This is a genomic window from Frigoribacterium sp. NBH87, from assembly GCF_014217665.1.
Taxonomy (GTDB): domain Bacteria; phylum Actinomycetota; class Actinomycetes; order Actinomycetales; family Microbacteriaceae; genus Frigoribacterium; species Frigoribacterium endophyticum.
In genome coordinates this window covers 1490509-1516245 of the sequence record NZ_CP043650.1, presented here as the reverse complement: position 1 = coordinate 1516245, position 25737 = coordinate 1490509, and the positions used below count along the sequence as shown (strand labels likewise).

Sequence of the window (25737 nt, the reverse complement as noted above, 5' to 3'; positions counted from 1 at the left end):
ACCCCCGCCGCTCCTAGCGGAAGACGATCGTGCGGGCCCCGTCGAGCAGCACGCGGTCCTCCGCGAACCAGCGCACCGCCTGGGTGAGCGTGCGGCTCTCCTCGTCCTGGCCGATCGCCATCAGCTCGGGGGCGCTGCGGGTGTGGTCGACGCGTACGACGTTCTGCTCGATGATCGGGCCCTCGTCGAGGTCGCTCGTGACGAAGTGGGCCGTCGCGCCGATCAGCTTGACCCCGCGGGCGTGGGCCTGGCGGTACGGGTTCGCGCCCTTGAACCCGGGCAGGAACGAGTGGTGGATGTTGATCGCCCGCCCCTCGAGCGCCGCGCAGAGCTCGGGGCTGAGGATCTGCATGTAGCGGGCGAGCACGACGAGCTCGATGTCGTATCGGTCGACGACCTGCAGCACACGGGCCTCGAAGGCGGCCTTCGACTCCGCGTCGGTGACCGGGTGGTGCTCGAAGCGCTTGCCGTAGAACTCGGCGAGGCCCGACAGGTCGTCGTGGTTGGCGAGGATGAGCGGCACCTCGATCGGCAGCTGCCCGGCGCGCTGCCGGAAGAGCAGGTCGTTGACGCAGTGCGCGGCCTTGCTCGCGAGCACCAGGGTGCGCGTCGGGCGCCCGACCACGTCGAGGGCGTGCTGCATGCCGTAGCGCTCGACGACCGGGGCGAGCTGCGCCTCGAAGGCGGCGCGCTCGCCGGGGGCCTCGACCTGCAGGCGCATGAAGAAGGTGCCGGTGTCGTGGCTCGAGAACTGGGCCGACTCCGTGATGTTGCCCCCCGCCTCCACCACGGCCCCGCTGACGGCGTGCACGATGCCGGGCTGGTCTTCGCAGACCAGCGTCAAGGTCCAGTGCGTGGTGGTGGGGGAGTCGCTGGTCGGGTCGGTCACCAGCCCAGGGTAGTGCGGGAGGCGGGCGTGCTACGCGACCGTGGCGATCAGCAGCGCCACGAGCGAGACCAGCGGGAACACGCCCTGCAGCGTCGCCGCGCGCGCCTTCGTGCGGTCGCTCAGCACGAGCACGAGGGCGGCGGCGAGCATCGAGCCGGTGCCCGCGACGAGCAGGGCCACGCCCGCGGGGGAGGCGCCCGCCGAGTCGTCGGACGCGATCAGCACGACGCCGACCACGGTGACGATCGCGAGGAAGAGGTTGTAGAAGCCCTGGTTGTAGGCGAGCGGCTTCGTGTGCTCGGCCTGGGCGTCGCTCGAGATGCCGAACGTGGCGCGGACCCGCGGGGTCGTCCACAGCACGGACTCCATGACGAAGATGTAGACGTGCAGCAGCGCGGCGAGGGCGCCGGCGATCAGGGCGATGAGCATGGGGCCGACTCTAGGGCCCCTCCCTCGCGGGCGGGGCTCCGTTCGCCTTCTGGCACCCGGTGTTACGGCCCCGTTTCGGCTGTGTGAAGAACGTATACGAAACGACCTGGGGGCCTGTGGAACGGCTCTATGGTTCCCCTGGATCCGCCCAGAGCCGGGGCGTCGGAGAGCACGCCGCCGACGGAGCCCGGGGGCGGACGACCGTCCGTCATCGCCCCCTCACCCAGGAGACCCGTGCCCTCGTCTGCCCCCCGGCCTGCCCCCAGGCCCTCCGCCGGTCGCGCCCCGTCGCGTCCGCTCGACCGCCTCTGGCGACGCGTCGCCGTCGCCACCACCCTCTGCGTCGCCGCCGGCACGCTCGCGTTCGGGGCCCCGGCCTCCGCCGCGCCTCCCACGGTCACGACCCTCGCCCAGGGCTCGGACTGGTCGGTCACGCCCGCCGCCGGCGGGTACGTCGTCACCAAGACCCTCGATGCCCCCGTCGAGCAGCGCAGCGCCGCCCCGACCCTGTGGGCCGACGGCGTCGAGCTCGGCGTCGCGACCGAGAGCCTCGACGGTCTCACCCTCACCGTCGTGACCACCCTGCCCGTCGCGGCCACCGCCTCCTCGGTGCAGGCGGGCTGGACGGGCGAGGGCGACCCGGCCCGCGCCACCGGCGGCCAGGCCCAGCGGCGCCAGGCCGCGCCGGCGCCCACCACCGACGCCGTGCCCGACGACGGCGTCGCCGACGCGCAGCGCCTGCTCGCGGCCGACCCCGCGACGACCGGTGCCTACGGCACCGAGCGGCTCGACTACGACCTCGGCGACGAGGCGGAGGAGATCCGCGGCTTCGGGCGGCTCGGCGAGATGCGCGCGTCGGTCACGATGCCCGTCGGGGCGACCGGCGAGCGTCCGGTCGTGATGTTCCTGCACGGGCGCCACACCTCGTGCTCGGGCGGCACCCGCAACCCGCTCGCCTGGCCCTGCAGCCCCGACCAGGTCGACGTCGAGAGCTACCTGGGGTACCAGGACTCGGCCGACGTGCTCGCCAGCCAGGGCTACGCCGTCGTCTCGATCTCGGCCAACGCGATCAACGCCCTCGACGGCACGCTCTCCGACGACAACGGCGCGGTCGCCCGGGCCCAGCTGATCCTCGACCACCTCGCGCTGCTCGAGCAGGCGAACTCCGGCACGGCCGTCGGCCTCAGCCCCGCCCTCGCCGGGCGCCTCGACCTCGACCACGTCGGGCTGATGGGCCACTCGCGCGGCGGTGACGGCGCCGTGCGCGCCGCGCTGCTGAACGCCGAGCTGCCCGAGCCCTTCGGCATCGAGGCCGTGCTGCCGCTCGCACCGACCGACTTCGGCCGCATGACGCTGCCCGACGTGCCGATGGCCGTCGTGCTGCCGTACTGCGACGGCGACGTGTCGAACCTGCAGGGCCAGCACTTCTTCGACGACTCGCGCCTCGCCTACGGCGACGACGTGCTGCGCTCGTCGGTGCTGGTGATGGGCACGAACCACAACTTCTACAACACGACGTGGACGCCGAGCAAGTACGCCTACTCGGCCAGCGACGACTGGGCCGCGCAGGACCGCCAGCAGGTCGACCCCGACTGCGGCTACGGCACGGCGCCCGCCCGCCTCACCGACGACGAGCAGTACGACGTCGGCACCGCGTACCTCACGGGCTTCTTCCGCCTGACCATGGGCGGCGAGCAGCAGTTCCTGCCGATGTTCGACGGCTCCGACGAGGTGCCCGCCTCGGCCGGCCGCGCCGACGTGCGCGTCACCGCCTCGCAGCCCGCCTCGACCCGCCTCGACGTGCAGACGTTCGCCGTGCCCGACCCCGCCGTGCGCGTGGCCGGCGCCGGCACGTACGCCTGGTGCGCCAGCCTCGCCGGTCGCCCGGTGCCCGGCACGCAGCCCTACTGCGCCACCTCGCTGCTGTCGGCCCAGGTGCCCGACTTCACCCCGGCGAACTTCGCGCCGTCGGTGCCGACCACGCCGTCGCTGCGGTTCACCTGGACCGAGCCCTCGTCGGCGACCGCCGCCCCGGCCGAGCTGCGCGTCCCGATGCCCGGCGGCTCGACCGACGTCTCCGGCTACGAGCGGCTGTCGTTCCGTGTGAGCCCCGACGAGACCGTCGCGGCCCGCACCGACCTGGTCGTCACGCTCGTCGACGGGAAGGGCGGCTCGGCGAGCCTGCCCGCCTCGGAGTTCGGCGACGCCCTGCAGGTGCTGCCCGGCACGAAGGCGCCGCTCCGCAAGCTGCTGCTGCAGCAGCTGGAGATCCCGGTCGCGTCGTTCACCGGCGTCGACCTGGCCGACGTGCGCGAGGTGCGCTTCACGGCTCCCCGCGTCGCCGGCGGTGCGCTGCTCAGCGACCTGTCGTTCCTCGCGGCGCCGAGCGTCGGCACGGCCGCGATCTCGACCCGTCCGTTCGTCTCGGTGCCCGACGTGGCGATCGAGGAGGGCGACGGCCTCGGGTCGGTGGACGTCCCGGTGCTGCTCAGCCGCGCCTCCGACGCCCCGACCACCGCGTGGTTCAGCGCGATCGGCACGCCGAGCGGCAAGGTCGACGTCGCGATGCGGCCCCTGACCTTCGCGCCCGGCGAGACCTGCAAGGTGGTCACGGTGCCGACGACGGGCGACGACCTCTCGAGCCCGACGGCGACGACGCGGTTCCGCGCGACGATCTCGAACACGCAGGAGGGCTCGACCATCGGCGACAGCTTCGGCTGGGTGACGGTGCGCGAGGACGACGCCGTGGTGACGGTGCCGACGGCGACCGTGCCCGCGACGGTGCTGCCGATGGCCCCGGCCGTCGGGGTGCAGGGCGACGCGTGCGCCGAGGCGCAGGCCGAGGCCGGCACCCTCACGGTGTCGGACGACGTCGTGCAGCAGGGCCAGTCGCTGACGATCTCGGGCTCGGGCTTCCGGGTCGGCGAGGCCGTCGCGGTGACGATCGCCCCCGAGGCCGCCACGGCCCCCGGTGCGCCGACCGTCGCGGTGGTCGACGAGGGCGAGCCCCTCGTCGAGACCGTGATCGCCGACTCGGCCGGCTCCTTCGCGCTGGTCAGCACGATCGCGGCCGACGCCCCCGACGGGGTCCGCACGGTGAGCGCGCTCGGGGCGGGCTCCGGCCTGACCGCGACGGCGAGCTACCGCGTGGGTGCCGAGGCCGTCGTGCCGACGCCCGTCGACCCGGCTCCGGCCGACCCGGGCACGCCCGGTGCGCCGGCCCCGGGTGCGCCCGGTGCGGGTGCAGGAGGCGCGGTGCCGGTCGTGCCCGCGGCCTCCGGTGCCACGCCGATCACGGCCCGCCCGGGCTCCGGTGCCGGTGCCTCCGACCTCGCGTACACCGGCCCCGGCGTCGCGACCGGAGTCCTGGCGATGCTGGCGCTCGCCCTGCTCGGCCTCGGCTCGGCAGCGGTCGTCGCCCGGCGCCGTGGTCTCGAGCCCCTGACGGCGACGCAGGACGCCGCGGACGAGGCGGTGCGCGACCCGCGCTAGGTCGCAGCCGCCGACACGACGTGCCGCACGCCCCTCGGGGTGTGCGGCACGTCGTTCGTCGTGGGGGTCGCGCGGTCAGGACTCCCGCGACCGCTGCGTGCCGCAGGCGAGCGCGCCCGCCGGGACGTCGTCCATGTCGGTCGGCCCGACGTAGGCCGGCTGGAGGGGAGGCAGCGTCGTCACGGCGGCGCTGGCGCCTCCGACCGCCGAGACCTGACCGTCGAACGTCGGTGAGGTGGGGTCCGAGTCGGTCGCGAAGACGACGAAGTAGCCGCCCTCCGTGCCCTGTGCGGTCTGCGCGTTCTCGACGAGGCCGGTCAGCGTCCACGTGCCGAGGTCGGTGTCGGGTCGGGCGCTGAGCCACGGCAGGACGGACTCGACCGTGCCGTTCGCGACGGATGCCTCGTGCAGCGACGTGTTCACGACGGCCAGGGTCGCGGCCGACGCGTCCTGGCACGCCGGCGTGCTCGCGTCGGCGCCGTCGGGCCAGTCGTCGCCGCCGGCGCCCGTGCCGACGGCGGCCTGGGGCGACGACGTCTGCGACGGAGCCCCGGCCGCCGCGTTCCCCGACGCACAGCCAGTCAGGAGCAGGCCCCCGACGACGGTCAGCACGGCGAGTGCGGCCGCCCCCACGTTCTTCTTCGACATCTGGTCAGGCTAGGCCACTGTCGACATCAGGCGACGAGTTCGCGGGGGCGGACATCCTCGAGGCAGGGCCCGACGGCCGCCCCCGCCCTCAGGCCGAGTTGTGCCCGCCGGCCGACCACGACATGCCGCCGGCTTCGCCGCGCGGGCCCTCCTGCTGTCGCTCGGCCTCGGCCTGGGCGCGCAGGCCCGACTCGTGCTCCTGCGCGTCGAGCCGCGCGGCGAGGACGCGCGACCGGTGCTCGCGGAGGACCACCACGGCCGTGGCCGCGACGATGCCCAGGACGATGAGGGTGACGACGACCGTGGCGGTGTTCATCACGACACGCTAGCGACATCCCCGGTGACCGCAAGGGGCCCCGTCGAGTCCGCACGACCTCGCTCGGCGCCGCCGGGCGCACGGAGGGCGCCCCGCACGGCTGTCGTGCGGGGCGCCCTCAGGTGGTGGACGGCTAGGAGCGGTGCTGCTCGCCGCTGCCGGGGACGGCTCCCTCGGCGACGGAGGCGTCGTCCGCGCCTCCCCGGGTCTCGTCCGCAGCGGAGGCCTCGGAGGCCTCCGACGCCTCGGCCTCGGCGGCCGCGTCGGCCTCGACCGCCGCGTAGGAGGCGCTCAGCCCCTCGTCGGCGTCGTGCTCGACCCAGGCGAGGTCGTCCTTCGAGTGGTCGTACGCGGCGGGGACCAGCGCGAAGTCGTCGCCGAACTCCTCGAGGCCGTTGCGCACGCTGTGGCGCACGACGCGCTCGGCGTACTGGTCGCGGAGGATGAGCGGATCGCGGCGGAGGTCCTTGAGGAACGCGATCATGATGAACGCCATGATGATCGCGAACGGCAGCGCCGCGATGATCGTCACGTTCTGCAGCGCGCTCAGCCCCGCGCCGTCCTCCCCGCCGGCGACGAGCAGCACCGCGGCGATCGCGCCGACGAGCACGCCCCAGGTCACGGTGACCCAGCGCGACGGTTCGGGGCGGCCCTGCTGCGACAGCGTGCCCATCACGAGCGACGCCGAGTCGGCGCCGGTGACGAAGAAGATCGCGACGAGGATCGCGGCGATGACCGTCGTGACGCCCGCCAGCGGAAGGCCGCCGAGCATGCCGAACAGCACCTCCTCGGGCGGGCTGCTGGGCAGCGGAGCGTCCTTCATGCGCTGGTCGATGGCGGTGACGCCGAAGATCGCGAACCAGATGAACGACACGATCGACGGCACGACCACGACGACGGAGACGAACTGGCGCAGCGTGCGGCCGCGCGAGATCTTGGCGATGAACATGCCGACGAAGGGGGACCACGAGATCCACCACGCCCAGTAGAAGATGGTCCAGCTCGACAGGAAGGCCTGGGCCTCCTCGCCCTGCGAGCCGGAGCGCCCGATCATCATCGGCAGGTCGCCGACGAACTGGGCGGCGACCGACGGGATCACGTTGAGGATCAGCATCGACGGGCCGACGAAGAACACGAAGAGCGCCAGCAGGAGCGCCACGACCGTGTTGATGTTCGAGAGGGCCTGGATGCCGCGCGAGACCCCCGACACGGCGGAGATGATGAAGGCGATGGTCAGCACCGTGATGACGCCGACCAGCAGCGTGTTGCCGGCCTGGCCGATGCCGCTGATCAGCTCGACGCCGTGGCCGATCTGCAGGGCGCCGAGGCCGAGCGAGGCCGCCGTGCCGAAGAGCGTCACGATGATGGCGAAGATGTCGATGGTCTTGCCGAGGGGGCCCTGGGTGCGCCCCTCGCCGAGCAGCGACGCGAAGATCGACGAGATCAGCGGGGTGCGGCCGCGGCGGTAGGCGCCGTAGGCGATCGCGCCGCCGATGAGGGCGTAGAACGACCACGCCTGCGGGCCCCAGTGGTACAGGACCTGCGTCAGGGCCGTGTGCATCGCCTCCACCGTCTCGGCCTCGTCGGTGCCGGGGGGAGGCGTCTCGAAGAAGGTCAGCGGCTCGGCCGCGCCCCAGAACACGAGGCCGATGCCCATGCCGGCGGCGAAGAGCATCGAGATCCAGGAGAACATCGAGAACTCGGGCGCCTCGTCGTCACGCCCCAGGCGGATGCGCCCGAAGCGGCCGAACCCGACCCAGAGCATGAAGACCATGATCACGGTCGCGATCGACGTGAAGAACCAGCCGGTGTACTCGATCACCCAGGCCAGGACGGCCGAGGCGGTGGAGGCGAGGCTCCCGCCGCCGAGGACGCCCCACGCCAGGAAGGCGACCGCGAAGAGGATCGCGATGCCGAAGACGGTGCGGTCGGTGCGGAACACGCGGCCGGTCTGCTCGACGCCGAGGCCCGGGATCAGGGCGGGGTGCACCCCGCTCGGCGGCGGCTCGGTGAAGTCGCGGACGAGGCGTCGCGCGCCTCCGGCGGTGCGGTCGTGGCGGTGGTCGCCGGGCGGATCGGTAGGTCGGGGGGCCTGCTGGTTTCCTGACATGAGGAGCAATTCTCTGACTTTTGGGGCAGAAGGACCAATCGAGGCGTCGGGGACGCCCCTCGGGCGACGGCCTCGACGGGGCTCACGCCCCCTTCCGGGCACCAGCCGCGACGGTGGCCACCGCACAGGCCGACGGCCACGTCACGGGGCTCCCGTGACGTGGCCGTCGGCTCTGCCCGGCCCGGGTCAGCGGGGCCGGACCGTGATCGAGTCGATCTCCGCGAAGCCGCTGCCGCCGGCGTAGTTCGGCGAGCCCTTCGCGAGCCTGATGACGTTGTAGCCGGCCTTCAGGGTGAGGGGGGCGGCGGCGGAGTCGGCGAACCGGCCCCATCCGCCCGTGGTCGGGTACGAGACCGTCGAGAACGCGCCCCCGTTGTAGGCGAGGCCCTGGGTGGACGTGGCCGCACCTCCGTTGGCGTACCGGGTCGTCAGCGAGTAGGCGCCCGCGGTCGGCACCTCGACGACGAAGTCGACGAAGCTGTTCGAGCGGCCGTCGCCCAGGCCGTCGATGCGACCGACGTAGCCGCCGTTCGAGGCCGTGGCCGACGACAGGCGCTGCGCGTTCACGACCGTGGCGTTCTCGGCCTCGTACACCTGCTGGTACGACGTCGTCGGCCCGGCGGCCGGCGTGACGACGACCTGGTAGGCGCCCAGGTAGTCCTGGTTCGTGATCGGCACCGTGACGGCTCCGTCCACGATCGAGACGGTCGTGCTCGAGATCTGGGTGGGTGCCGAGACGTTGGTCATGCGCCCGGATCGGGGCGTGTAGTTGACCGTCACCTTGGCCTGTGCGCCGAAGCTCGCGAGGCCTCTGACCTGGACGGCGTTGTCGCCGAAGGTGCCGCCCAGGGCGACGTTGACGATCTTGCGGGTCGAGTCGTACGACGCGAAGCCGTCGAGGTCGCCCGAGGGCGTGACGGCGAGCATGTTCCCGGCCATCTCGCCGTACCACTTGTAGAGCCAGTACGAGCCGGTGGGGGCGCCGTTCCAGACGAGCCCGCCGACGGTGCCCGACTCGTACCAGTACGCCCGCTCGGCGTCGTTGATGCCGGTGCGCTCGAACTGGGCGATGTAGTGCGCCGCGACGCTGGGGGTGTCGACCTGCGACGGCGAGCCGTACTCGTTGATCGAGATGGGGCGCGGGCTGATGCCGAGCGAGCGCTCGATGGCCCGGTAGTCGGCGACGTGCTCGTCGACCGTGTTGTAGGTCTCGTCCTCCAGCTCGTGCCAGACCACGACGTCGGGCAGGGTGCCGTCGGCCTTGGCCCGGGCCATGAAGTCGCGCATCAGGTCGGGGTAGTAGCGGCTGTAGCTCGGGCCGACGATGGGCGTCGTCGTGTCCTGCAGCTTCACCTGGCGGTAGGTGCGGGTCCAGCCGTCGAGGAAGGGGCCGGCCTTCGCGGTGTCCCAGGTGCCGTCGGGCTCGTTCCAGAGCTCCCAGCCGTTGATGTTCGTCGTGCCGGTGGCGTCGACGCGCGCCTTCACCATCGTGTCGATCTTCTGGGTCCAGTCGGCCCAGCTGATCCAGCGGTACGGGAAGTCCGGGTACACGTCGGGCATGCGGGCGTACGACTGCGCACCGTCGCGCGTGAACGCCGGCGCCGTCACGAGGACGTCGCCGGAGGGGACGGTGGCTCCGTTGCCGAGCTGCTGGACCCCGGGTGCCGGCTGGGTGTGCTGCTTGAGCCGCAGCGGGGTCAGCAGGCCCGGCGCCGGCTCCGTGGTGCTCGAGACGGCGTACAGGCCGCCGGCCCCGACGTGGGTGACCGGCCGGATGCTGCTCGACGCGTCGACGACGAGCGTGTTCCCGGCGGCGCTGGCCGTCGCGCCCGGGGTGACGAGCGCCGCGACGACGGCTGCGCTCAGGCCGAGGGCGAGGACGGCCCCCATGGTCTTTTTGGTCTTTCTCATCCTGTGCTCCTTCGCGTGGACGAGCGGCGCCGCGTGGGACGGCATTGTCCGAAACCGCTTTCGCTGAGACTGACAGAGGTCTACGGATTAAGCAAGAAGGTGCCCTGAAGTGGTTTCGAGGACGCGAGGTCAAGGGTCGCCTGGCCGTAGCTCGGCCATCTCGCCCTCGGACGAGGGCGAGGGAGTTCGCCCTCGGCCGACGACGAGGGCCACGGCGCAGGCGCGGGCTCAGCGCCTCACGTCGGGCGTCACGCCCCGGCGTCGGTGCGCGGGATCGTCGACGCCCGCGCCTGCACGCGCACCGGCTGCGGGAACACGCCGGCGGAGACGGTCCCCTCGATGATGTCGACCAGGTGCTGCGCCGCGGTGCGCCCGAGCACCTCGAGCTCCATGTCGACGCTCGTCAGCGGGGGGCGGGACTCCCGCACGAGGAGGTCCCAGTTGTCGAAGCCGACGACCGCGACGTCGTCGGGCACCCGCAGGCCCTCGTCGCGGAGCGTGTCGAGCACGCCCCGGGCGATGTGGTCGCTGCCCGCGACGACGGCGTCGAGGGGGTCGCTGCCGCGCACGAGCAGGCGCGCGCAGTCGCGGCCCCAGGCCTCGCCCCACTGTCCGTAGAGCGAGTCGCCGCCGACGAGGCCGAGCCCGGCCGCGCGCAGGGCCCCGGCGACCCCGGCGGCGCGGTCGCGGGCGGCGGCGTACGACGCCTCGCCGTTGACGAGGGCGATGTGCCGGCGGCCCAGGCCGAGCAGGTGCTCGGCCGCGGCGGTGCCGGCCTGGACGTTGTCGGGCGTGAACGACACGTCGCCGTCGCCGGTCGAGGGCGCGTACACGTAGACCACCGGCACGTCGGCGGGCACGGCGGCGGGCGGCCGCGGGTTCGTCGTCCGGCCGACGATGAGGAGGCCGTCGACCCGTCGGGTCAGGAGGGAGTCGATCTGCAGCTGCTCGCGGAGGGCGTCGTCGCGGGCGTCGGCCAGCAGCACGGAGAGCGAGCCGGAGCCGAAGGCGTCCTCCGCCCCGAGGAGGATCGGCAGCACGAAGCGGTTGTCGAGGTCGCTCGTCACCATGCCGATGGTGCCGGTGCGAGCCGAGTTGAGGGCCCTCGCGAAGAAGTTCGGGGTGAACGAGAGGGCCGCCGCGGCCTCCTCGACCTTGAGCCGCGTGCCGGCCGCGACCTGGGCCCGGCCGTTCAGGGCCTTCGACGCCGTCGCCACCGAGACCCCCGCGACCCGCGCCACGTCGGCGAGGGTGACCGTCGTCGACCCCGCCCTGTCCCCTGTCGTGGCCATGTACCGAAATTAGTTCATGTCTGTGTTGACAAGCAAGCCGAGCAGGCATAGCTTCATCCCCGAAACCAGTTTCGGTGTCCACCCCGCACCGGAGCCGACACCCCCTACTTTCTCGACGGTGAGATGCGCGGACCGCGCGGCCTCTCTGCGAGATCCCTGCAGCACCAGAGAGGATCACCGTGAACACGAACACTCGCCGCAAGGCCGCCATCGTCACCGTCGTCGGGCTCGCCACCGCGGCCGCGCTCACCGGCTGCGCCGGCGGATCGGGCGGAGGCTCGTCCGACGCCGCGTCCGGCACCTACACCTTCTGGGACCCGTACCCCCAGTTCGACGACTCCAGCGACTGGGCCAAACTCGTCAGCTCGTGCGGCACCGACGCCGGCGTCACGATCGAGCGCACGGGCTACGACACCTCCGACCTGACGAGCAAGGCGCTCCTCGCCGGCCAGCAGGGCAACAGCCCCGACCTGCTGCTCGTCGACAACCCCGTCGTCTCCACGCTCGCCGAGGCAGGCCTGCTCACCGACACCGACGAGACCGGCGCCGACACCTCCGCCGTCGAGGCGAACCTGCTCGCCGCCGGCCAGCTCGACGGGAAGACCTACGGCGTCCCGATCGGCGCCAACACGCTCGCTCTCTACTACAACAAGAGCGTCCTCGACGCCGCCGGCGTCGACCCGGCCTCGATCACCGACTGGGACAGCCTGACCACCGCCCTCGAGGCGGTCACCGCGGCGGGGAAGAAGGGCATCACCTTCTCGGCCATCGGCACCGAGGAGGGCAGCTTCCAGTTCCTGCCCTGGTTCTGGGGCTCGGGCGCCGACCTGACCACGCTCGACTCCGACGACGGGCAGTCGGCCCTCGCCCTGTGGACCGACTGGGTCGACGCGGGCTACGCCCCCAACTCGGTGATCGGCAACACGCAGACGACCAGCTGGCAGGAGTTCCTCACCGGCGACTACGCCTTCGGCGAGAACGGCACCTGGCAGCTGGCCGGGGTCAAGGAGTCGGGCATCGACTACGGCATCATCTCCATCCCCTCGAAGGACGGCGGCGCCGCCCCGGCCCCGACCGGCGGCGAGTTCCTGACGGTGCCCGTGCAGTCCGACGACGCGCGCTACGCGGTCTCCGAGAAGATCCAGGCCTGCCTGACGAGCACCGACAACCTCGTCGCGACCGACACGACGCTCTCGTACGTCGCCCCGACGACGGAGGCGCAGGAGGCGCAGGTCGCCGCCGACCCCGACCTCCAGCCCTGGGTCGACGCGGTCGCCGACGCGAAGGGCCGCACCAGCGACGACCTCGGCACGGACTACCCGAAGATCTCGGAGCAGCTCTGGAAGGCCGTGCAGAACAGCCTGAGCGGGTCGTCGACCCCGGAGGAGGCCCTGCAGGAGGCGCAGCAGGCCGCCGAGTCCGCCACGAAGTAGCGAGGCCCCGGCCTGGCACCCGGCCGGGGCGCGCACGGCGCCCCGGCCCCCGCGGCACCCCCGCACCGTCCCCCGACGAGGAGCAGCAGCAGATGACCACCGACACCGTCCCCCGCCCGGAGGCGACCCGAGCAGCACGGCCGGCCTCCCCGCCGGCCCCCGGCGCCCCGCCGGACCCCTCCGCGGCGCGCCGCCGTCGACGCGTCGAGCCGGGCCAGGCCGCGGCCTGGGCGTTCCTCGCCCCCGTGGTCGCCTACCTCGCCGTCTTCTACGTCTACCCGCTGCTGCGGAACGTCGACCTCTCCGTGCGGGACTACACGGTGCGGTCGTTCATCGACGGCACCGCGCCCTTCATCGGGCTGCAGAACTTCGTCGAGGTCTTCCAGAGCCCCACCTTCGGCCCCGCCCTCGTCAACACCCTCCTCTTCACGTCGATCTCGATCGCGTTCCAGTTCTCGATCGGCATGGCCCTCGCGGTCTTCTTCTTCCAGAAGTTCCCGCTCTCGTCGACGCTCCGGGCGCTCTTCCTCGTGCCGTGGCTGCTGCCGCTCATCGTCAGCGCCTCGACCTGGTCGTGGATGCTCAACAGCGAGAGCGGCGTGGTCAACTCCGTCATCCGTGCCGTCGGCGGCGAGCAGGTCAACTGGCTGACCTCGCCGCAGTGGGCGCTGACGAGCGTGATCATCGCCAACATCTGGATCGGCATCCCGTTCAACCTCGTCATCCTCTACAGCGGGCTGCAGAACATCTCCGCGGACGTCTACGAGGCCGCCTCGCTCGACGGCGCGAACGCGTGGCAGGCGTTCTGGCGCATCACCTTCCCGCTGCTCGGGCCGGTCTCGGCGATCACGATCCTGCTCGGCCTCGTCTACACGCTGAAGGTCTTCGACATCATCTGGATCATGTCGCGCGGCGGGCCGGGCGACGCCTCGACCACGTTCGCCATCTGGTCGTACCAGCTCGGCTTCGGCTCGACGCTGCCCACCTTCGGGCCCGCGGCCGCCGTGGGCAACCTCCTCATCGTCATGGCCCTCATCTGTGGCCTCGTCTACCTGCGCGTGCAGAGGAAGCAGGCGAACTCGTGACCGCCGTCACCACCACCCGGCCCACCGGGGCGGCGAGCCCGCCCAGCGACGCACGCCGCGCCTCCTCGAGGCGCCTCGGCCGGCGCAGCCTCGGCACCACCGTCGTCGGCGTCGCGCTGACCGCCGTGATGCTGTTCCCGATCTACTGGATGATCAACGTCTCGCTGACGCCGACGGCGCAGATGCGTCAGAGCCCGCCGTCGTGGTTCCCGGCGCAGCCGACCCTCGACGGCTACCGCGCCGTCGTCAGCGAGCAGCTGCCGTACCTCGGCACGAGCCTGCTCGTCGGGCTCGGCACCGTCGTGGTGACGATCGCGCTGTCGGCCCCCGCGGCCTACTCGCTCGCCAAGCTGCGGCCCGTCGGCGGCGGAGCCCTGAGCTTCGTGATGATCGTCGCGCAGATGATCCCGCAGGTGATCATGGCGATGGGCTTCTACGCCATCTACCTCAACCTCGGGATCCTCAACGAGTGGTGGGGCCTCGTCATCGCCGACTCGACCCTCGCGGTGCCCTTCGGCGTGCTGATCTTCACCGCGTTCATGCAGGGCATCCCCGACGAGCTCCTCTCGGCCGCGAAGCTCGACGGGGCCGGCACCTGGCGCACCTTCGTCTCGATCGTGCTGCCGGTCAGCCGCAACTCGGCCGTGACCGTCGGTCTCTTCGCGTTCCTCTGGGCCTGGTCGGACTTCGTCTTCTCGTCGACCCTCAACAGCGGCGGCGACGCGCAGACCATCACCCTCGGCATCTACCGCTACATCGGCAACAACAACCAGGAGTGGAACTCGATCATGGCGACCGCGGTCGTCGCCTCGATCCCCGCGACGGTGCTGCTGGTCGTCGCCCAGCGCTACGTCGCCGCCGGCGTCACCGCCGGCGCCGTCAAGGACTGACCGTGACCACCCGGCCCCTCGCCGCGCAGCCCGTCGCCGTACCCCCCGAGACCAGGAGCACCACCGTGACCACCACCTCCCCCCGCCCCACCACGCTCGCGGGCGACCGGCGCCGGTTCGCCGGGCCCGTCGACCCCCGCACGTCGACGCTGACCCCCCTCGACGCGACCCAGGTGCGCCTGACCGGCGGGTTCTGGGCCGAGAAGCAGCAGCTCAACGCCGACGTCGTGCTGCGGCACTGTGAGGACTGGATGGAGCGCATCGGCTGGATCCGCAACTTCGACCTCGCCGCCGCGGGCCGTGACCAGGTCGACGTGGAGTGGCAGCACTCCGGCATCGAGTTCGTCGACAGCGAGGTCTACAAGCTGCTCGAGGGCATGGCGTGGGAGCTCGGCCGTCAGCACGACCCCGACCTGCAGCGCCGCTACGACGACCTCGTCGAGCGCGTCTCGGGCGCGCAGGACGACGACGGCTACCTGCACACCAGCTTCGGCCGCCCCTGGCAGCGCGCCCGGTGGAGCGACCTCGAGTGGGGCCACGAGCTGTACTCCATGGGCCACCTCCTGCAGGCCGTCGTCGCCGCGGAGCGGACGGGCACCGGCCCCCGCCTCGTCGAGGTCGGTCGCCGTCTGGCCGAGCACCTGTGGCGCGAGTTCGGGCCGGGGGGGCGGGTCGCGATCTGCGGTCACCCCGAGATCGAGGTGGCCCTGGCCGAGCTCGGTCGCGCGCTCGACGAGCCCCGCTGGGTCGAGCTCGCCCGGCTCTTCGTCGACCGTCGCGGCCGGGGCCTGCTCGCCGAGATCGAGTACGGCGCCGAGTACTTCCAGGACGACCGGCCCGTGCGCGAGGCCGACGTGCTGCGCGGCCACGCCGTGCGTGCGCTGTACCTCGCCGCGGGAGCCCTCGACGTCGCCGTCGAGACCCGCGACGACGAGCTGGCCGACGCCGTCCGCCGACAGTGGGAGGCGACGGTCGCGCACCGCACGTACGTGACCGGCGGCATGGGCTCCCACCACCAGGACGAGGCGTTCGGTGCCGACCACGAGCTTCCGCCCGACCGCGCGTACTCCGAGACCTGTGCCGGCATCGCCTCCACGATGCTGTCGTGGCGGCTGCTGCTGGCCGACGGGGACGCCCGGTACGCCGACCTGATCGAGCGCACGCTGCTCAACGTCGTGCTGGCGTCGCCGCGCGAGGACGGGCGCGCGTTCTTCTACACGAACACGCTGCACCAGCGCACCGAGGGCACGGTGCCCGACGAGCTCGAGGTCAACGCCCGTGCGCTGTCGAGCCTCCGCGCACCCTGGTTCGAGGTGTCGTGCTGCCCGACGAACGTCGCGCGGACGCTGGCGAGCGTGGAGCAGTACTTCGCGACCCGCACCGACGACGGCGTGCAGCTGCACCAGTACGGCAGCTACGACGTCGACGTCGAGCTGCCCGACGGCACGGCCGTCGCCCTCTCGGTCGCGAGCGGGTACCCGTTCGACGGCCGCGTCGAGGTGACCTGGCGGGAGGCCACCGACCGCGAGGTCGAGCTGACGCTCCGGGTGCCCTCGTGGACGGAGGGCGCGGCCGTCACGCTGGTCGCGCCCGACGGCGAGGTCAGTCGGCACGCGACCTCGACGGTGGTCGTGCGGCAGGCGTTCGCGGCGGGCGACGTGGTCGTCCTCGACCTGCCGACCCGCGCCTCCTGGGTGCACCCCGACCCGCGGATCGACGCGGTGCGCGGCCAGGTGGCCGTGCAGCGGGGGCCCCTGGTGCTGGCGCTCGAGTCGGTCGACCTGCCCTCGGGCAGCGTCGCCGACGTCCTCGTCGACACCCGGGTCGCCCCCGTCACGACGCCGACCGGCGCCCGGGTGGCGCTGACCCGCAGCTGGACCCGGCCGGCGCCCTGGCCGTACGGCCAGTCCGTCGCGGCGACGGTCGAGCAGCTCGGCCGCGTCGACCTCGTGCCCTACGCCTCGTGGGGCAACCGCGGGCCGTCGACGATGCGCGTGTGGCTGCCAGTGGGGGAGGGGCGGGGCTGAGGCCGGGCCAGGGCCGCGCCGTGTCGACGCGGCCCCGGGTGGGTCACTCGCTGACGCTGTCGCTCTCGCCGGCGAGCTCGCCGCCGTCGATGACGAACTCCGCTCCGGTCTGGAAGCTCGACTCGTCGCTGGCGAGGTAGACGACGAGGTTCGACACCTCGGCCGGCTCGCCGATGCGGTGCAGGGCGCCGAGCTGGTCGCCGAGCTCGAGGCCGTCGGTCATCGGCGTGCGGATGACGCCCGGGTGCACCGAGTTCGAGCGCACGTTCTCCGCACCGAGCTCGAGCGCGACCGACTTCGTCAGGCCACGGATCGCGAACTTCGACGCGACGTAGCCGTGCAGCGCCGTGGTGCCCTGCAGGCCCGCCGTCGACGAGATGTTGACGATCGAGGAGGGTGCCGACGCCACGAGTGCGTCGCGGGCGGCCGTGATGCCGAGGAAGGCCCCCGTCACGTTGATGCTCAGGATGAGGTTCCACTGGTCGAGCGTGTACGTGCCGAGTCGGCCGAAGTTGACGATGCCCGCGTTGTTGACGAGCACGTTCAGCCCGCCGAACTCGTCGACGGCCGTCGACACCGCCGCGGCCCAGTCCGCCTCCGAGGTGACGTCGAGGTGGACGTAGCGGGCCGCGTCGCCCAGCTCCTCCGCGAGGGCTCGGCCCTCGACGTCGAGCAGGTCGCCCACGACGACCCTGCCCCCCTCCGCCACGATCACTCGGGCGTGCGAGGCGCCCATGCCCCGCGCGCCTCCGCTGATGAGGGCGATCTTGTCTGTCAGTCGTTCCATGTCGTGGCTCCCTTGCCGTCGATGTAGGTCCTGCACGTCACGACGACCGCCGCAGTTGCGCGACGCGTGTCGTCGTCTGCTCGAGAGTACGCCGACGGTCGTCGTCCGGGCCGTGCCTGGTCCGCGTCGTCGGCCAGGGCCCGTCAGCGAGCGTCCGGCAGGGCGGTGCCGTCGTCGACGTCGAGGCGGACCCTCCACCCGGCGACGCCGCTCTGCCCGGCGAGGTCGAGGGCGTCGGGCCCCGCTGACCGCAGGATGAAGCCTGGCCCGAACGGTCGAGAGGCGTCGTTCTCGTCCGAGAGAGCGACCGAGACCGCGACCGCTGCCCCGGCCTCGTCCTCGTCCTCGCCGTGGCCGGGGAGGCGCTCGACGGCGACGCTGGTCGACTCGCCGACGACGTTCGTCCACGGGCCCCCGGGGTCCGGTCGGTGGAAGCGCTGTCGGACGGCGTCGACGGAGAGGATCCGCCCGGCCACGGCGACCCGGGGCGCATCGTCCCCGCCGTGGTGTGTCTCGGCGAAGTCGACGCCGGCCGCCTCCTCCGGGCCGTACGACGCCTCGATCCACTCGCGGCCCCAGGTCAGCTCCCACGTCACCTCGTCGCCGATGCCGGCCGCCGTGCCGCAGCAGTCCTGCTCCCAGCTCGAGACGAACACTCCGATGCGCATCCGCCCAGCGAAGCACGCCGACGAGCCGCACGGGTCGGCCCTGGCCCTCGAGCTCCCTCCATGTCCACAGGTCCCGCCGTCCACAGGCGGAGCCGTGTCGTCTCCGTCCGCCCCTGGAGGTGGGTCAGCCCGGAGCCATGCCGTTCCTCGACCTCGCCGCCTGGCCGCCGGGCGCCGCCGCCGTGTTCCTCGCGGCCTGCGTCTCCGCGGTCGTCTCCGTCGTCAGCGTCGGGGCGACCGTGGCCGACGCTCGCCGGTCACGACGCCGCCTCGACGCCGCGACCGTGCGTGAGCAGTGGTGGACGAGGTGGTCGTGGACCCTGGAGAGGTGCCTGGGGCGCAGCACCGACCAGCAGCGTGCTGGTGCGGCGATGATGTGCGTCCTCCTTGCGTCGCCCTGGGTGACCCGGGAGGATGAAGCGATAGCACGTGTGATCGGAATCGAGATCGCGCGGCTCGACCTCGGTGACGAGGAGGGTCGTCGCGACCCTGAGGCGGGAGAAGAGCCATGACCGACGACGACGCAGCTCGTTCTGCGGTGCTCGCGGAGTTCCGGGCCATCGTCGACATGATCGACGAACGGTGGGCGCGCGACGCCGCGCAGAAGGCGACCCTCCGGGGCCGCCTCGGCCGCTGGCTGCTCCGCTCCGAGCAGCGCTCCCGTGCGGGCTCGCGCTCCGTCGACCCCTGGCCGGCCCGGGGGCCCGCCCGCCGCTAGGCGCCCTTCGCGGGCGTGCCGTCGGGCAGCGCCGGCCCCTCGACCGCCGCCCGCCACCGCCCCGAGGAGACGTGCTTCACCATGACGTTCACCGTCGCCGCCGTCGGCACGGCGAACAGCGCGCCGGGGATGCCCGCGACGAGCGACCCCGCCGCCACCGCGAAGACGACGGCGAGCGGGTGCACCCGCACCGCGCCTCCCATCACCAGCGGCTGCAGCACGTGCGCCTCGAGCAGGTGCACGAGCAGCACCCCGCCGAGCATCACGAGCGCCTGCACCGGGCCCGCGACGACGAGCGCGAGCAGCACGGCGAGGGCCCCGGTCACGATCGCGCCGATGACGGGGATGAACGACGCGAGGAAGACGAGGATCGCGATCGGGATGGCCAGCGGCAGCCCGAGGAACGCCGCGAACAGCCCGATGCCCACCGCGTTCGCCGCGGCCACGACCACCTGCACCCGCACGAACGACGCGAGCGTCTGCCACCCGGCGAGGCCCGCGCCGTCGACGGCCGGCCGCGCCGCGCGCGGGAAGAGCCTCACGACCCAGTGCCAGACCCCGCGGCCGTCGATCAGCAGGAAGATCGTCGCGAACAGCGTCAGCAGCCCGCCCGCCAGCACGTGCCCGGCCGCCGAGCCGAGGGCCGCGACCCCGCTGAGGATCTGCTGGCTCGCGTCCTGCAGTGCCTGCCCGGCCTGGCCGACGTACTGGTCGAACTCCCGGTCGGTGAGCTGCAGCGGCGAGGTGCGGAGGAACTCCCGCAGCGCGTCGTACGACGCCACCCCCTTCGCCGTCAGGTCGTCCGCGCCGGCCCGCACCTGCGTGACGACGAGCACGAGCAGGCCGCCGACCACGACGACGAGGCCCAGCAGCGCGATGACGATAGCGAGCCAGTGGGGGAGGCGGCGGCGCGTCAGCAGGCGCACCACCGGCTGCAGCAGGGCGCAGATGAGGATCGCGATGAGCAGCGGCACCACGATCTCCTCGAGGGTCGCGATCAGCCAGCCCGCGACGGCGAGGCAGCCGGCGACGACGAGCAACCGCCAGCCCCAGGCCCCCGCGAGCTGCATCGCGGGCGGGACGGCCGAGGCGGCCGGGGGCGAGGGGGCAGGCGGCGCGACCGCGCCTGCGGAGGCGACCGCCGCCTCCGGCACGACCGCGCCCGCGGAGGCGACCCGCGCCTCCGGCGCGACCGTCGCGGCAGGGGCCTGGGGAGGCGCGCCCGACATGTCGAGGTCGGCGGTGCCCGTCGAGGTGGCCGCGTCGTCGTCCGCGCGCCCGCGGTGCCAGGGAAGGTGCATGTCGTGCAGTCTCTTGGCGGGATCCGATGGAACGGCTGTGAGTCCGCAGACCCGCGCGTGCACGCGCGCTGAACGGCCACTCCGCGAGGTGCCGTGACGCCTGCCGTAGCATCGTCCCGGTCCGCGGCGCTCGCCGCGGCGGAGCCGTCACGGGCGAGGCGAGGAGGCGCGACATGACCCAGCGGGTCACCATCGTCGAGGTCGCCGCCCGCGCCGGGGTCGCCATCAGCTCGGTGTCGAGCGCCCTCAACGACCGGCCCGGGGTCTCCGACCAGACCCGGGCGCGCATCAAGCAGGCCGCCGCCGACCTCGGCTTCGTGCCGAACGTGCGCGGCCGCTCGCTCAGCTCCGGGCGCGCGTTCACCGTCGGCCTCGTCGTGCACCGCGACCCGTTCGTCCTCGAGAGCGACCCGTTCTTCGGCAGCTTCATCGGCGGCCTCGAGTCGGTGCTCGACCCCCGCGGCTGGGCGCTCATCCTGCAGATGGGCTCCGCGGCCGACGAGACCCTCGACCGCTACCGCCGCCTCGCCGCCGGGCGCCGTGTCGACGGGGTCTTCCTCAACGAGCTCGTCGTCGACGACCCGCGCGTGCCGCTCGTGCAGCAGCTCGGCCTGCCCGCCGTCGGCGTCAACCCCGCCCCCGGCTTCCCCCTGCCGGCGGTCCGGCAGGACGTCGCCGCGGGCGTGCGCGAGCTCGTCGACCACCTCGTCGGGCTGGGGCACCGCCGCTTCGCGCACGTCGCCGGGCCCGCCCGCTTCGTGCACGCCGTCCACCGCGTCGAGGCCTGGCAGGAGTCGCTGGTCGCCGCCGGCCACGACCCCGGCGTCGTCGTCGAGGCCGACTTCACCTACGACGGCGGGCGTCGGGCCGCGGCGGACCTCCTGTCGCGCCCGGAGCGGCCCACCGCGGTCTTCTGCGCGAACGACCTCGCCGCCATCGGCTTCATGGCCGAGGCCGACCGGCTCGGCGTGCGCGTGCCCGACGACGTCAGCGTCGCCGGGTTCGACGGCATCGAGCTCGGCTCGTACGTGCGCCCCGCGCTGACGACCCTCACGACGACGCCCCGGCTGATCGGGGCCGAGGCCGCCCGGCTGCTGCTCGCGGCCGTCGAGGGCCAGGCCGGGCCCGACGCCTCGGTGGCGCCGGCCCGCCTGCTCGTCCGCGACTCCACCGCCCCCGCCGCGCGCTGAGCCCGGCGCCTCGTCGGCCGAGCCCCTTCCGCTCGGTGCCCCGCCGTGTTAGCTTCCTGTCTACCGAAACGTTTCGGTAACCGTCAGCCACGCCAGCCAGACCGCCACGACGACGAAGTCGGAGCCCCATGACCCCCGCCAGCAGCAACACCAGCACCGACGCAGCCCGTCGCCTCGAGCCGCTCACGCCCGACGCCCTCCGCGCCGTGCTCGACGACGCCCTGGTGCACGAGAACGAGCAGACCGGCGCCCTCGCGCAGCTGACCTTCTCCGGCCCGGCGGCCTACGGCCCCGACCGCCCCGACTGGACCGTCGGCCCGTTCGAGCCCGACCCCGCCCTGACCTTCACGCTCGAGGGCCAGTGGAGCGACCCCGACGGCATCGGCTGGACGAGCTCGTCGCTCTACAACCCCTCGATGGTCGAGCACGACGGCACGCTGCACCTCTTCTACCGGGCGTCGCCCGTCAAGGAGAGCCTCGGCAGCCGCATCGGCCACGCGACCCTCGACCTCACGGCCCCGGGCGCCTCGTGGGTCGACGACCCGGCCAACCCGGTCGTCCGCCCGACCGACGACCTCGAGCTGCTCGGCACCGAGGACCCGAAGGTGTACCGCGCCGAGGGCCGCTGGTGGCTGTTCTACAACGGCGTCCACCCGATCACCGAGGAGGCGCGGGCCGCGTTCCCGAGCACGGGCTACCCCGTCGGGGCGGTCGGCTGCGAGATGATGCTCGCCGTCAGCGACGACCTCGTGACCTGGCAGCGCCTCGGCCCGATCGCCCCGCCCGAGCAGACGAGGCTCTGGGCGAAGGGCGCCGTGGTGCCCCGCGACGAGCACGGCGAGGCCGTCCGCCTCGGCGGGGAGTACCTGATGTTCGTCAGCGAGGGCTTCGACGGCGTGCTGCACGTCGGCCGCTCCGACGACATGCGCACCTGGGCCTTCGAGCCGGTCGACTACCTCGACCTGTCGAGCGTCGGCGGCCACCTGCACGAGGTCGCCGCGGCGATCGTCACCGGCGACGGGCACCTCGTGCTCGACGTCTTCCACGACGTGGACGGACGTTTCGCCGCGAGCCAGGCCCTCTACGACGTCGCTCGCCCGTTCGAGCAGCTCGCCCTCACGCCGGGCGGCTCGCTCAGCTGGGGCGGGCTCAGCCGGGTCGACGGCCGCTGGACCTTCGCACAGGGCTGGGACGCGCCTCCCGGCCGCCGCGAGCTCTTCGTCTACCGCGAGGCGGCGGGCCCGACCCGCGCCTCCTGACCTCCGCCCGCGCCGGCTCGCCGGTGGCGGCACCCCCTCACAGCGCACCACCCGATCAAGGAGAACACCGTGCAACGACGCACCACACTCATCGGCGCCACCGTCCTGCTCGCCGGCCTCGGCCTGACCGCCTGCTCCGGCGGCGGCGGGGGAGGCGGCGACGCCCTCACCGCGAAGGGCCCGATCACGATCTGGTACTCGAACAACGAGTCGGAGGTCGCCTGGGGCAAGGCCGCCGTCGAGGCCTGGAACGCCGACCACCCCGACGAGCAGGTGAAGGGGCAGGAGATCCCCGCCGGCAAGTCGAGCGAAGAGGTCATCGGCGCCGCCATCACGGCCGGCAACGCACCCTGCCTCGTCTACAACACGGCCCCCAGCGCCGTCGGCCAGTTCCAGAAGCAGGGCGGGCTCGTCGACCTGTCGAGCTTCGACGACGGCGCCGACTACGTCGAGGAGCGCAGCGGCGACCTCGCCGAGCAGTACCAGGACGCCGACGGGAAGTACTACCAGCTGCCCTGGAAGTCGAACCCCGTGATGATCTTCTACAACAAGGACCTCTTCACGCAGGCCGGCCTCGACGCCGAGGCCCCCGCGCTCTCGACCTACGACGACTTCCTGGCCACGAGCAAGACGCTCGTCGACGCGGGCGTCTCCGACTACGCGATCCACCCGGCGCCGACCAGCGAGTTCTTCCAGACGCAGTTCGACTTCATGCCGCTCTACGCCGCGGCGACCGGCGGCACCGGCCTCGTCGAGGACGGCAAGGCCACCTTCGCTGACGACGAGGGCGAGACCGTCGCCGGGTTCTGGCGCGACCTCTACGACCAGGGCCTCGCCGGCCAGGAGCAGTACACCGGCGACTCGTTCGCCGACGGCGAGGCGGCGATGTCGATCGTCGGGCCGTGGGCCGTGAACGTCTACTCCGACGTGAACTGGGGCGCCGTGCCCGTGCCGACCGAGGACGGCACGCCCGCCGACGAGACGTACACCTTCAGCGACGCGAAGAACGTCGGCATGTACACGGCGTGCGAGAACCAGGGCACCGCGTGGGAGTTCCTGAAGTTCTCCACGAGCGAGGAGCAGGACCGCGCGCTGCTCGAGACGACCGGCCAGATGCCGATCCGCACCGACCTCGCGACGACGTACGCCGACTATTTCGAGGCCAACCCCGCCTACGCGCTCTTCGGCGACCAGGCGGCCCGCACCATCGAGGTGCCGTCCGGCCCGAACACCGTCGCCGAGCTGCAGGCCCTCCGCGACGCCTGGTCGAAGAGCGTCATCTTCGGCGAGGGCGACGTCGACCAGGCCCTCGGCGACGCGGCCACGAAGGTCGACGAGCTCGCGGCCCAGGGCTAGGCCGTGTCGACCCTCAGCGCCGAGCCGGCCACGCCGGCGGCCGGCGGCGGCTCCGAGGAGGCGCCCCGCGCCTCCTCGGGTCGCCCCCGCCCCGGCGGGGCCCGGTCGGGCGGTCGCGGCCCCGTGCGTCGCCGTCGCGGCGGCCCGCTCGGCAAGAACCCCCTCGGCCTGCTCTTCAGCGCGCCGTACCTGGTCTTCGTGCTCGCGGTCTTCGCGTACCCGCTCGGCTACGCGGTGTACATCGCCTTCCACGACTACTTCTTCACGGCCCCCGGCGCCCAGGTCGAGCGCCCGTTCGTCGGGCTGCAGAACTTCGTCACCGCGTTCACCGACCCGGCCGTGCTGCGGTCGTTCGGCAACGTCGGCGTGTTCCTGGTCATCAACGTGCCGCTCACGGTCGTGCTGAGCATCGTGCTCGCGACGGCGCTCAACAAGGTCGTGCGGTTCAAGGGCTTCTTGCGGGTGGCCTACTACGTGCCGTACCTCACCGCGAGCGTCGCGGTCGTCGCGGTGTGGCTCTTCCTCTTCAACGGCAACGGGCTCGTGAACCAGGTGCTCGGGCCGCTGGCGCCGTCGCCGTCGTGGCTCATCAACTCGGCCTGGGCGATGCCCTCGATCGCGCTGTTCGTCACCTGGAAGCAGCTCGGGTTCTACATCCTGCTCTACCTCGCGGCGCTGCAGAACGTGCCGAAGGAGCTCTACGAGGCGGCGTCGAGCGACGGCGCCGGCGTGGTCAGGTCGTTCTTCACGGTGACCGTGCCGGGCGTCCGGCCCGCGACGGTGCTCGTGCTGCTCGTCTCGACCGTGACGGGCGCGAACCTGTTCACCGAGCCCTACCTGCTGACCGGGGGAGGCGGGCCGAACGGCGCGTCGACCTCGCCCGTCCTGCTGATGTACCAGAAGGGCATCGAGCAGGGGAACCCCGACCAGGCGGCCGCCATCGGCGTCGTGCTCGTCGTGCTCGTGCTCGTGATCGCGCTGCTGCAGAACCGCTTCGCCGGCGGGAAGGAGGACTGACATGTCGAGGTTCCAGGTCGTGCTGCGGGGCGTCGTCCTCGCCGTGGGGGCGCTCGCGTTCCTCTTCCCCTTCTACTACATGGTGATCGGCTCGCTGCAGACGAAGCCCGACCCCACCGTCGCCGGGGCCTTCCCGCACCCGTCGAACCTGACGGGCGCGAACTACGCCGCCATCGACAGCCGCATCGGTCTGCTGACCGGGCTGGTGAACTCGGGCATCTTCACCGGGGGCGTGCTGGTCTGCACGGTCGTCTTCGGCGTGCTCGTCGGCTACGCGCTGGCCGTGCTGCAGTGGCGGGGGCGCGGGGTGACGTTCGCGCTGGCGCTGCTCGTGCAGGTCGTGCCGTTCCAGCTGCTGGTCATCCCGCTCTACGTGCTGATCGCCCGCAACTACGGCCTCAGCGACAGCTACCTGGGCATGATCCTGCCGTTCGCCATCAACTCGACGGCGGTCATCATCTTCCGGCAGTACTTCCTCCAGCTGCCGCGCGAGCTGTTCGAGGCGGCCCGCATCGACGGCACCGGCGAGTTCCGGCTGCTGTGGAACATCGCACTGCCGCTCGTGCGGCCGGCCCTCGTCACGGCGCTGCTGCTCACCTTCATCGGGCCGTGGAACGAGTTCCTCTGGCCGTTCCTCATCACGAAGGAGGCATCGATGCAGCCGCTCGCGGTCTCGCTGGCGAACTACATCTCGAACGTCGCCGCGACCGCCGCCAACCCCTTCGGCGCGACCCTGGCCGGGGCCGTCGTGCTCGCGGCGCCCGTGGTCGTGCTGTTCATCGTGTTCCAGCGCTACTTCATCTCGACCGACGTCGGCTCGAGCGTGAAGGGCTGACAGGAGATCCCCGTGACCACCGCATCCCCCACCACCGCCTCCACCGCCTCCACCGGCCCCTCGGGCGGCTCCGCCACCGCCGTC

22 protein-coding genes are annotated in these 25737 nt (G+C 72.8%); 12 read left to right on the top strand and 10 right to left on the bottom strand.

Annotation, left to right across the window (positions count from 1 at the left end):
* Nucleotides 1-13: 13 nt before the first annotated feature.
* Together purU and F1C15_RS06955 are read right to left on the bottom strand one after the other, a co-directional pair.
* The gene (gene purU / locus F1C15_RS06960) at nucleotides 14-889 is read right to left on the bottom strand and encodes a formyltetrahydrofolate deformylase (protein WP_167260296.1); all 876 of its coding nucleotides are present in this window, start codon (nucleotides 887-889) and stop codon (nucleotides 14-16) included.
* Between the two features lie 30 nt (nucleotides 890-919).
* Nucleotides 920-1318, bottom strand: coding sequence for a DUF1304 domain-containing protein (locus tag F1C15_RS06955; RefSeq protein ID WP_185233787.1), 399 nt, complete (start codon nucleotides 1316-1318; stop codon nucleotides 920-922).
* Nucleotides 1319-1552: 234 nt separating this feature from the next.
* Between F1C15_RS06955 and F1C15_RS06950 the strand changes: the two genes are divergently transcribed.
* Nucleotides 1553-4810, top strand: a complete 3258-nt coding sequence (locus F1C15_RS06950; protein ID WP_185233785.1) for a hypothetical protein — start codon at nucleotides 1553-1555, stop codon at nucleotides 4808-4810.
* Between the two features lie 75 nt (nucleotides 4811-4885).
* On the opposite strand, the gene F1C15_RS06945 is transcribed toward F1C15_RS06950, so the two are convergent.
* The 5 genes from F1C15_RS06945 to F1C15_RS06925 all read right to left on the bottom strand — a co-directional run bounded on the left by F1C15_RS06945 (nucleotide 4886) and on the right by F1C15_RS06925 (nucleotide 11087).
* Nucleotides 4886-5458 carry a hypothetical protein gene (locus F1C15_RS06945; RefSeq protein WP_185233783.1) on the bottom strand — a complete coding sequence of 191 codons (573 nt, stop codon included), beginning with the start codon at nucleotides 5456-5458 and terminating at the stop codon, nucleotides 4886-4888.
* A gap of 88 nt (nucleotides 5459-5546) precedes the next feature.
* On the bottom strand, nucleotides 5547-5774 hold the full coding sequence (locus F1C15_RS06940) for a hypothetical protein (protein ID WP_185233781.1): 228 nt from the start codon (nucleotides 5772-5774) through the stop codon (nucleotides 5547-5549).
* Between the two features lie 133 nt (nucleotides 5775-5907).
* Nucleotides 5908-7884, bottom strand: coding sequence for a BCCT family transporter (locus F1C15_RS06935; protein WP_185233779.1), 1977 nt, complete (start codon nucleotides 7882-7884; stop codon nucleotides 5908-5910).
* A gap of 186 nt (nucleotides 7885-8070) precedes the next feature.
* Nucleotides 8071-9795, bottom strand: coding sequence for a CBM35 domain-containing protein (locus F1C15_RS06930; protein WP_255465534.1), 1725 nt, complete (start codon nucleotides 9793-9795; stop codon nucleotides 8071-8073).
* Between the two features lie 248 nt (nucleotides 9796-10043).
* On the bottom strand, nucleotides 10044-11087 hold the full coding sequence (locus F1C15_RS06925; protein ID WP_056057174.1) for a LacI family DNA-binding transcriptional regulator: 1044 nt from the start codon (nucleotides 11085-11087) through the stop codon (nucleotides 10044-10046).
* Between the two features lie 179 nt (nucleotides 11088-11266).
* Here F1C15_RS06925 and F1C15_RS06920 point away from each other — a divergent pair, with 179 nt between their 5' ends.
* The 4 genes from F1C15_RS06920 (at nucleotide 11267) to F1C15_RS06905 (ending at nucleotide 16522) form a co-directional block, all read left to right on the top strand.
* On the top strand, nucleotides 11267-12520 hold the full coding sequence (locus F1C15_RS06920; RefSeq protein WP_167260281.1) for an extracellular solute-binding protein: 1254 nt from the start codon (nucleotides 11267-11269) through the stop codon (nucleotides 12518-12520).
* 92 nt (nucleotides 12521-12612) lie between these two features.
* A complete protein-coding gene (locus F1C15_RS06915; protein WP_056057170.1) occupies nucleotides 12613-13605 on the top strand; it encodes a carbohydrate ABC transporter permease in 993 nt (330 codons plus the stop codon).
* Between the two features lie 128 nt (nucleotides 13606-13733).
* Nucleotides 13734-14495 carry a carbohydrate ABC transporter permease gene (locus F1C15_RS06910; RefSeq protein WP_167261346.1) on the top strand — a complete coding sequence of 254 codons (762 nt, stop codon included), beginning with the start codon at nucleotides 13734-13736 and terminating at the stop codon, nucleotides 14493-14495.
* A 65-nt stretch (nucleotides 14496-14560) separates the two neighbouring features.
* Nucleotides 14561-16522, top strand: coding sequence for a glycoside hydrolase family 127 protein (locus F1C15_RS06905; protein ID WP_185233777.1), 1962 nt, complete (start codon nucleotides 14561-14563; stop codon nucleotides 16520-16522).
* Between the two features lie 43 nt (nucleotides 16523-16565).
* On the opposite strand, the gene F1C15_RS06900 is transcribed toward F1C15_RS06905, so the two are convergent.
* Both F1C15_RS06900 and F1C15_RS06895 read right to left on the bottom strand, forming a co-directional pair.
* Nucleotides 16566-17309 (bottom strand): SDR family oxidoreductase, encoded by a 744-nt coding sequence (locus F1C15_RS06900; RefSeq protein WP_185233775.1) that lies wholly within the window; start codon nucleotides 17307-17309, stop codon nucleotides 16566-16568.
* Nucleotides 17310-17452: 143 nt separating this feature from the next.
* Nucleotides 17453-17977, bottom strand: coding sequence for a DUF6578 domain-containing protein (locus F1C15_RS06895; protein WP_185233773.1), 525 nt, complete (start codon nucleotides 17975-17977; stop codon nucleotides 17453-17455).
* Between the two features lie 137 nt (nucleotides 17978-18114).
* Between F1C15_RS06895 and F1C15_RS06890 the strand changes: the two genes are divergently transcribed.
* Together F1C15_RS06890 and F1C15_RS06885 are read left to right on the top strand one after the other, a co-directional pair.
* Nucleotides 18115-18489, top strand: coding sequence for a hypothetical protein (locus F1C15_RS06890; RefSeq protein WP_185233771.1), 375 nt, complete (start codon nucleotides 18115-18117; stop codon nucleotides 18487-18489).
* Nucleotides 18486-18695, top strand: a complete 210-nt coding sequence (locus F1C15_RS06885) for a hypothetical protein (RefSeq protein ID WP_185233769.1) — start codon at nucleotides 18486-18488, stop codon at nucleotides 18693-18695. The genes F1C15_RS06890 and F1C15_RS06885 overlap by 4 nt, the downstream gene beginning before the upstream one ends.
* On the opposite strand, the gene F1C15_RS06880 is transcribed toward F1C15_RS06885, so the two are convergent.
* Nucleotides 18692-19996 (bottom strand): AI-2E family transporter, encoded by a 1305-nt coding sequence (locus tag F1C15_RS06880; protein WP_255465531.1) that lies wholly within the window; start codon nucleotides 19994-19996, stop codon nucleotides 18692-18694. The genes F1C15_RS06885 and F1C15_RS06880 overlap by 4 nt on opposite strands.
* A 173-nt stretch (nucleotides 19997-20169) precedes the next feature.
* Between F1C15_RS06880 and F1C15_RS06875 the strand changes: the two genes are divergently transcribed.
* From F1C15_RS06875 to F1C15_RS06855, 5 genes are all read left to right on the top strand, one after another.
* Nucleotides 20170-21186: a LacI family DNA-binding transcriptional regulator gene (locus F1C15_RS06875; RefSeq protein WP_185233767.1), complete on the top strand. Its 1017-nt coding sequence runs from the start codon at nucleotides 20170-20172 to the stop codon at nucleotides 21184-21186.
* A gap of 128 nt (nucleotides 21187-21314) precedes the next feature.
* On the top strand, nucleotides 21315-22445 hold the full coding sequence (locus F1C15_RS06870) for a hypothetical protein (protein ID WP_185233766.1): 1131 nt from the start codon (nucleotides 21315-21317) through the stop codon (nucleotides 22443-22445).
* 69 nt (nucleotides 22446-22514) lie between these two features.
* Entirely contained in the window at nucleotides 22515-23801 is a 1287-nt protein-coding gene (locus F1C15_RS06865; protein ID WP_082514597.1) for a sugar ABC transporter substrate-binding protein, read from the top strand.
* Nucleotides 23802-23804: 3 nt separating this feature from the next.
* Nucleotides 23805-24818 (top strand): carbohydrate ABC transporter permease, encoded by a 1014-nt coding sequence (locus F1C15_RS06860; RefSeq protein ID WP_370543620.1) that lies wholly within the window; start codon nucleotides 23805-23807, stop codon nucleotides 24816-24818.
* 1 nt (nucleotide 24819) lies between these two features.
* Nucleotides 24820-25653: a carbohydrate ABC transporter permease gene (locus F1C15_RS06855; RefSeq protein ID WP_056057158.1), complete on the top strand. Its 834-nt coding sequence runs from the start codon at nucleotides 24820-24822 to the stop codon at nucleotides 25651-25653.
* Nucleotides 25654-25737 lie beyond the last annotated feature (84 nt).

Coding starts and splice junctions, on each gene's coding strand:
- F1C15_RS06955 (WP_185233787.1), bottom strand. CDS start 1,318: ATGCTCATCGCCCTGATCGCCGGCGCCCTCGCCGCGCTGCTGCACGTC.
- F1C15_RS06945 (WP_185233783.1), bottom strand. CDS start 5,458: ATGTCGAAGAAGAACGTGGGGGCGGCCGCACTCGCCGTGCTGACCGTC.
- F1C15_RS06940 (WP_185233781.1), bottom strand. CDS start 5,774: ATGAACACCGCCACGGTCGTCGTCACCCTCATCGTCCTGGGCATCGTC.
- F1C15_RS06935 (WP_185233779.1), bottom strand. CDS start 7,884: ATGTCAGGAAACCAGCAGGCCCCCCGACCTACCGATCCGCCCGGCGAC.
- F1C15_RS06930 (WP_255465534.1), bottom strand. CDS start 9,795: ATGAGAAAGACCAAAAAGACCATGGGGGCCGTCCTCGCCCTCGGCCTG.
- F1C15_RS06925 (WP_056057174.1), bottom strand. CDS start 11,087: ATGGCCACGACAGGGGACAGGGCGGGGTCGACGACGGTCACCCTCGCC.
- F1C15_RS06915 (WP_056057170.1), top strand. CDS start 12,613: ATGACCACCGACACCGTCCCCCGCCCGGAGGCGACCCGAGCAGCACGG.
- F1C15_RS06910 (WP_167261346.1), top strand. CDS start 13,734: ATGCTGTTCCCGATCTACTGGATGATCAACGTCTCGCTGACGCCGACG.
- F1C15_RS06900 (WP_185233775.1), bottom strand. CDS start 17,309: ATGGAACGACTGACAGACAAGATCGCCCTCATCAGCGGAGGCGCGCGG.
- F1C15_RS06895 (WP_185233773.1), bottom strand. CDS start 17,977: ATGCGCATCGGAGTGTTCGTCTCGAGCTGGGAGCAGGACTGCTGCGGC.
- F1C15_RS06890 (WP_185233771.1), top strand. CDS start 18,115: ATGCCGTTCCTCGACCTCGCCGCCTGGCCGCCGGGCGCCGCCGCCGTG.
- F1C15_RS06885 (WP_185233769.1), top strand. CDS start 18,486: ATGACCGACGACGACGCAGCTCGTTCTGCGGTGCTCGCGGAGTTCCGG.
- F1C15_RS06880 (WP_255465531.1), bottom strand. CDS start 19,996: ATGCACCTTCCCTGGCACCGCGGGCGCGCGGACGACGACGCGGCCACC.
- F1C15_RS06875 (WP_185233767.1), top strand. CDS start 20,170: ATGACCCAGCGGGTCACCATCGTCGAGGTCGCCGCCCGCGCCGGGGTC.
- F1C15_RS06870 (WP_185233766.1), top strand. CDS start 21,315: ATGACCCCCGCCAGCAGCAACACCAGCACCGACGCAGCCCGTCGCCTC.
- F1C15_RS06855 (WP_056057158.1), top strand. CDS start 24,820: ATGTCGAGGTTCCAGGTCGTGCTGCGGGGCGTCGTCCTCGCCGTGGGG.